General features: G+C 46.2%; 7 protein-coding genes. 5 read left to right on the forward strand and 2 right to left on the reverse strand.

What is annotated here, in order from left to right:
• Window positions 1–889, forward strand: an 889-nt coding sequence (locus Q7V48_03030; protein ID MDO9209710.1) for an MBL fold metallo-hydrolase RNA specificity domain-containing protein, incomplete at its 5' end; no start/stop codon positions are given.
• Window positions 890–958: 69 nt separating this feature from the next.
• Here Q7V48_03030 and Q7V48_03035 read toward each other — a convergent pair.
• On the reverse strand, window positions 959–1,303 hold the full coding sequence (locus Q7V48_03035) for a TfoX/Sxy family protein (protein MDO9209711.1): 345 nt from the start codon (window positions 1,301–1,303) through the stop codon (window positions 959–961).
• 568 nt (window positions 1,304–1,871) lie between these two features.
• Between Q7V48_03035 and Q7V48_03040 the strand changes: the two genes are divergently transcribed.
• The 4 genes from Q7V48_03040 (at window position 1,872) to Q7V48_03055 (ending at window position 4,319) form a co-directional block, all read left to right on the forward strand.
• Window positions 1,872–2,300, forward strand: a complete 429-nt coding sequence (locus tag Q7V48_03040) for a hypothetical protein (protein ID MDO9209712.1) — start codon at window positions 1,872–1,874, stop codon at window positions 2,298–2,300.
• A 61-nt stretch (window positions 2,301–2,361) separates the two neighbouring features.
• Window positions 2,362–2,715 carry a WYL domain-containing protein gene (locus Q7V48_03045; protein MDO9209713.1) on the forward strand — a complete coding sequence of 118 codons (354 nt, stop codon included), beginning with the start codon at window positions 2,362–2,364 and terminating at the stop codon, window positions 2,713–2,715.
• Between the two features lie 367 nt (window positions 2,716–3,082).
• Window positions 3,083–4,066, forward strand: a complete 984-nt coding sequence (locus tag Q7V48_03050; GenBank protein ID MDO9209714.1) for a transposase — start codon at window positions 3,083–3,085, stop codon at window positions 4,064–4,066.
• Window positions 4,067–4,100: 34 nt separating this feature from the next.
• Window positions 4,101–4,319: a hypothetical protein gene (locus Q7V48_03055; GenBank protein MDO9209715.1), complete on the forward strand. Its 219-nt coding sequence runs from the start codon at window positions 4,101–4,103 to the stop codon at window positions 4,317–4,319.
• Between the two features lie 236 nt (window positions 4,320–4,555).
• Here the strand turns inward: Q7V48_03055 and Q7V48_03060 are convergent.
• Window positions 4,556–5,525 (reverse strand): transposase (locus tag Q7V48_03060; protein MDO9209716.1); only part of this gene is annotated, 970 nt, incomplete at its 5' end.

Raw genomic sequence — 5,525 nt, forward strand, 5'->3', positions numbered from 1 at the left:
AGAGAAGGTTATTATCCCGGCGTTCGCTGTGGAAAGGACCCAGGAGATCATTTATTCGCTTCACCTTTTAGCCAAGGAAAGAAGGCTTCCAGAGGATATGCCCGTTTTTTTGGACAGCCCCTTAGCGATCCGGGCCACTGAGATTTTTCGGAACTATACGGAATATTTTGATGAAGCCACCAAAAAACTTATGCAAAACGGAGAAGACCCGCTCTCTTTGCCCCAGTTGCGTTTTACCGAGACTACCGAGGAGTCCATGGCGATCAATCGCCTCTCCGGGCCGGCGGTCGTCATCTCGGCCAGCGGGATGGCGGATGCGGGAAGGATCCGGCATCACTTGAGACATCATCTGTGGCGCGAGGGGGCGAGTATTGTCTTCGTCGGGTTTCAGGCCCAGGGGACGACAGGGCGAAAAATCGTGGATGGGATGAAAAGGGTTCACCTTTTTCACGAAGAAATTGCCGTAAAAGCCAGGGTGTTTACCATCAACGGATTTTCCGCCCATGCCGGTCAAGGCCAGATTTTAGAATGGCTGAGCCATTTCCAGAATCCCAACATGCAAGTTTTTTTAGTGCACGGAGAGTTTTCCGCTCAACAGGTACTGGCGGGTCTTATTCAGGATCGTTTCGGGTTCAAAGTCCTCATCCCCGATTATCTGGAAGAAGCCACGCTAAAAGCGGGGCAGGAACTCAAGCGGGCTGCCTATCCCGAAAAAGCCGCTCCTCCCGTCGATTGGGCCTATCTCCTTTCTGATATGGAATCCAAACTGGCCGCGCTTCGGGACCGCAAGTCTCGACTGGAAGCCAAGGCCTGGCTGGAACAAACCGAGCTCAAGGACCGAATCCTGGAGTTGAACCGGGATCTAACAGAAATCATTTCCGAAATATGACAGGGTGATAATAAAGGTAGGAATGCCCCGGATTGTTCTTTTTTAGGCCCGAAGAAATTCAGTTGAGCGTTAGACTTTTTTCTTTTTATTAGCGCGCAGCGCAGCGCCATAGGCTTTTTCCGCCCATACAGCCATCTCATCAGAATCCTCTAAGGCTTCCTCCGGAGCCTGGTAATAGGACATAGAGTACTCTTTGCCTTTATTTTCATAGGTAAAAGGGGGCAGTCCCTTGGCCTCGAATTCAGGCCGGGTTTTTTTATCCACCTTGAAGTACAGGATGTCGTCCGCCACCAAGCCGAACATAAGATTATCCCTGTAGATACCGAATCCCCCGAACATGGCTTTGGCTCTCACCCCTCCAGATGGCTCCAACAATTCCAAAAGATATTCCACAAATTCATTTCTCATAGCCATAAATATTTCCCCGTTTGATTCAAATTTCCCAACATTTCTATACAAATATAAGTCATTGTAGTCAACAACGTTTTTATTTAAATCAAAAAAATTCTGCGCACGCTTTACCCAAACGCCTACAAACAAGTTCGAGCCCATTTTGAGGAAATTGACCGGCGAATTGGAGCTTTGTCAAAAAGAAAGATCTGACCCCACTCACTCAGCCGAAAACAGGCCATTGCAGACGGCGTCCTGATTGATGTCAGCGAGCTTGCTAAAGAGGCCGGATTCAAGTATCCTACAGCTGTGACCCATGGAGTTTGGCATCAATGGATCATCCCTCTCCCCGAGGCTATTGGACAGGATGAGAAGGGAAGGCTTTGGGATTTGCTGACCATGCTGCGGCATGAGATAAGGAGGGCAGGAAGAACGGACAGGGTGGATTTCAAGGTTATCTTTGACCAGGGCGATTCAAAGCCTCTGGTTGACTTTTATTCGATCTGCTCACCAGGCGATAATCTTGAACCCACGATTACGATCATGCTAATAGGGGAGGATTGAAAGGAGAGAAAAAATAAAAACGGTTTTTATGTTGGGACTGATTGTTGGATTGTTGGCAGGATGTATTAAACCAGCGGGAATTATTGGCAACATCCCACAAGTTGATAATGATTTTGCTACTGTTTTTATAGCAAGGAAAGCTGGGAATATGCAATGTGGTAGATGGGATGGCGAAAAATACATCGGAGGGTTTCTCATAAGAATAAATGACACAGACTTTATCAGGCTTGGGTGCGGAATGAAGACAGAATTCAAAATCCCCGTTGGAAAAACAACAAAAATATCGAGCGTTTCTTCGACTATTTCAGACCACTATTATCTTGAACCCGAAAAAGGAGAAAAAATTTATTTTGGGATGGATTGTAATTTTGGAGCCTGTTGGTTCGGTCCTATGAGCCGGATCGAATGGCAGCAAATTTCCCTAACTTGTAAAGAAGTATTAGTCATAAAACAGTAAGGGAAAGGTTCCAGTCAGTTTTATTTCTTGTATAATGCCGGATGAGGATTGAGAAGAAAAGATGCTGTGGTTTATCTTTTTACCCTATAACCTGATCCGATTTTTGCTCTGGTTGATTTTTGGGAGAAGGAAATTAATAGAGAAGGATAAACATGTACTGAAGTGGTTAGAAAAACCAGATGACCCGATGCGTCCCCAAGACTACAAAGTCAAACGGATTGCAGAAATAAACGACCTGATTAAAATCGGAAAGTCGGTTTACTTAAAGTACGCTGGGACGGACGGATTGACTTTTCGCCGTGTCGTCCCAGAGCGATTATTTCGCAGAGGAAAGAACATTTATATGGATGCTTTTTGCCTGAAGGAAAAAGATATGCGAGTATTTCGCCTCGATCGGATTAAGCATTTGGAGTAAATCTTGAAATATGGGACGTTCGTGCAGAGCGTTCTTAGCGGTTCTATAAAAATAGTTTTGTCGCCAAGGCTTTTATGCAATTTCTGCACGAACGTCCCGGTCACCATACACACGCGGGTCGTGTCCCACTTCTCCACCTAGTCAGGCAGCGGGGGAAATTTTAATTGTTCCAAACGTGGCGGCCATGTGGTTTCCTGCGGTGCCTGCTGTTCCATAAACTGCGGTGTCATTAGTTCCATTTCCATTTACCTCCTCCTAAGTTTTTGCGCGCGCTGTTTGCGCTTGTGAAATAGTGAAATAGTGAAATAGGGGACGTAGTTTAAAAATATAACTTTACAAAGAGATGGTTCTCTGGTAAAAGAGACCTATGCCACGGCAAGCAAGATTGGACACTCCCGGGACTCTCCACCATGTAATGATCCGGGGGATTGAAAGAAAGCGAATCTTTCGAGAGGATGAGGATGGGAAAGACTTTGTCTCCCGGTTGAGGAACTTATCCAAAGAAACCGGGACCCGCCTTCTTGCCTGGTCATTGTTAAATAACCACGCTCACCTATTACTCTTGAGCGGCCCTTCCGGTTTATCTTTGTTCATGCGTCGTCTCTTGAGCGGATACTCGCAGGCATTTAACCGGAGGCATAAAAGAAACGGGCACTTGTTTCAAAACCGATATAAATCTATCATATGCGAGGAGGAAACCTATCTTTTGGAGTTGGTTCGATACATCCATTTAAACCCTCTGCGAGCTTCAGCAGTTGCGAGTTTGGGCGAGCTGGATCGATATCCTTGGAGCGGCCACGGTGCCTTGGTAGGGAAGGAGAAAAATGATTGGCAAGAGAGGAATTATGTGCTGCAGCAATTTCACCGTAATGAGAAGAAAGCGATTCGGGTATATCGGAGGTTTATGGAAGAGGGCAAGGATCAGGGGAGGCGGCCGGAGTTGGTTGGCGGAGGGTTAGTTCGGAGTATGGGAGGATGGTCACAGGTGCTTTCGTTACGGAGTAGAGGCGAGATAGGTGAGCATGATTCCCGGATATTGGGCGGGGGGGATTTTGTAGCTGAGATTTTAAAGGAAGCAGACCAGAAGGTGACGCGGTATCTACCTATAAAGAAGAGAGAGGCTTTGATAAAGGATGTTATACAGAAGATATCTCAAGAGGAGGAGGTCGGAGAGAAGGAGTTACGTTTGGGCGGTCAGGCTCGGAGAGTTTCAAGCGTGCGTGCGAAGGTGGCTTGGCAATTAAACCGGGAATACGGAATTCCGATGGCCGAGATAGCGCGTCATGTGGGGGTTTGCACCTCAGCCATTGCCAATGCTCTTCGAAAAATAGAGATGGAGAATAAGAAGTGATAGAAGTAAACTACGTCCCCCATGAGAGGCATCCTTGTCTAGCGAACTGGCCCACCGGAAAGAAGTAGGAATTATGCTCGTAAGTTTGATGTATCAAACTTACGGAATTCTGGAGACTATCGGTATTCATGGTATCATGGGCGAAAAAGAAGATAAATATAGAGATACAGCCAGTAGAATATTTCTCCTTCCATCCATAAAGAAAAAAGAGGTTGATGGAATTTTTGAAATTGCCAAAAGTGAGAAGAATTGAACATTTTTAAACAGACAAGAAACCGTCTCGACAACTTGTACTGTATTATTTGCGAATGGTTAGAAAGTCAGCGTTTAATCTCGCGATTCAACCCGGCTCACTGGGAGCAATTCATTCAATAATATTTTTTTCTTTATTATCCCAAAGACATCAAAAATCCATAGGTCCTTGTTGCTTATGCCGGTTTAAAATGGGGGACGTTCGTGCAGAAATTGCCTAACGCTCTATCTTACAACTTACTGGACTTTCTTGCTTCCTAAGGAAAGCGGGCGGGTAATACAGGAATTCGTAACCCCCAAGTATCGCGCTACTTCCGCCCCGGAATACCCATGAGCCATTACTGCGAGCCGAGATAATTCCTGCCGCGCCTCCACAACTCCATGCCGGCGACTTCCCGACCGCAACTCCTTCAAGTTTACCCCATGTTCTTTACAAACCCCCTCCGCCAAAGACCACAAATTAAATTTCTTCTTACTTATTCTCAAATTCTCTTTTCCTATGTCATCCGATTCAGCCAACATTGCCTCCACAAAATCCCCATCCCCTAATATCCTCTCATCCGATACCTGTTTCTCCCCACGCCGCCGCAATGCGATTACCGAAGACCAACCCCCTAAACTCCTTACCAGACCTCCCCCAACTAACTCCGGCCTTCTCCCCAATGAAATTCCTTCCTCCACAAACCTCAAATAATTTCGCCGTCCTCTTCTCCCCCCTCCAAAATACGATAAGACATAATCCCGATTCTGCCATTCTCTTCCATCTATATTCCTCAGCAAAGCCAAATGACCTGACCAAGGGCAATCATTCAATTCCCGCAGATCTTTAACTACCCCAGCCCGTAGCAAATTCAAATGAATATAACGAACCAACTCCACCAAGTAAGCATCCTCCTGACACAAAATGGATTTATACCGATTCTGAAACAGATGGCCATGCCTCCGATGTCGCCTATTGAAATTCACGGCATACCCAGTCAGCAAATTCCGCATGCTGGAAGACAACGGCCGTTTCTTAGTTTTACAAAGGATATGAAAATGGTTGGGAAGAATAGCCCATGCATAGATATCCATGGAGTCCTCTTTCACCAATTTGCCTAATCGATTGATAAAATCGACTCGATCCTGATCATCGAGAAAGATCTTCCGTTTCTCGATCCCCCGCCCCATCACATGGTGCAAAACCCCGGGCGCATCTAATCTGGCT

Source organism: Deltaproteobacteria bacterium, assembly GCA_030654105.1.
In the GTDB taxonomy this organism is placed as follows: domain Bacteria; phylum Desulfobacterota; class SM23-61; order SM23-61; family SM23-61; genus JAHJQK01.

What these genes read in the sequence shown, in the direction of transcription:
- Q7V48_03035 (MDO9209711.1), bottom strand. Translation starts at nt 1,303, where the DNA reads ATGGCTATGAGAAATGAATTTGTGGAATATCTTTTGGAATTGTTGGAG.
- Q7V48_03040 (MDO9209712.1), top strand. Translation starts at nt 1,872, where the DNA reads ATGTTGGGACTGATTGTTGGATTGTTGGCAGGATGTATTAAACCAGCG.
- Q7V48_03045 (MDO9209713.1), top strand. Translation starts at nt 2,362, where the DNA reads ATGCTGTGGTTTATCTTTTTACCCTATAACCTGATCCGATTTTTGCTC.
- Q7V48_03050 (MDO9209714.1), top strand. Translation starts at nt 3,083, where the DNA reads ATGCCACGGCAAGCAAGATTGGACACTCCCGGGACTCTCCACCATGTA.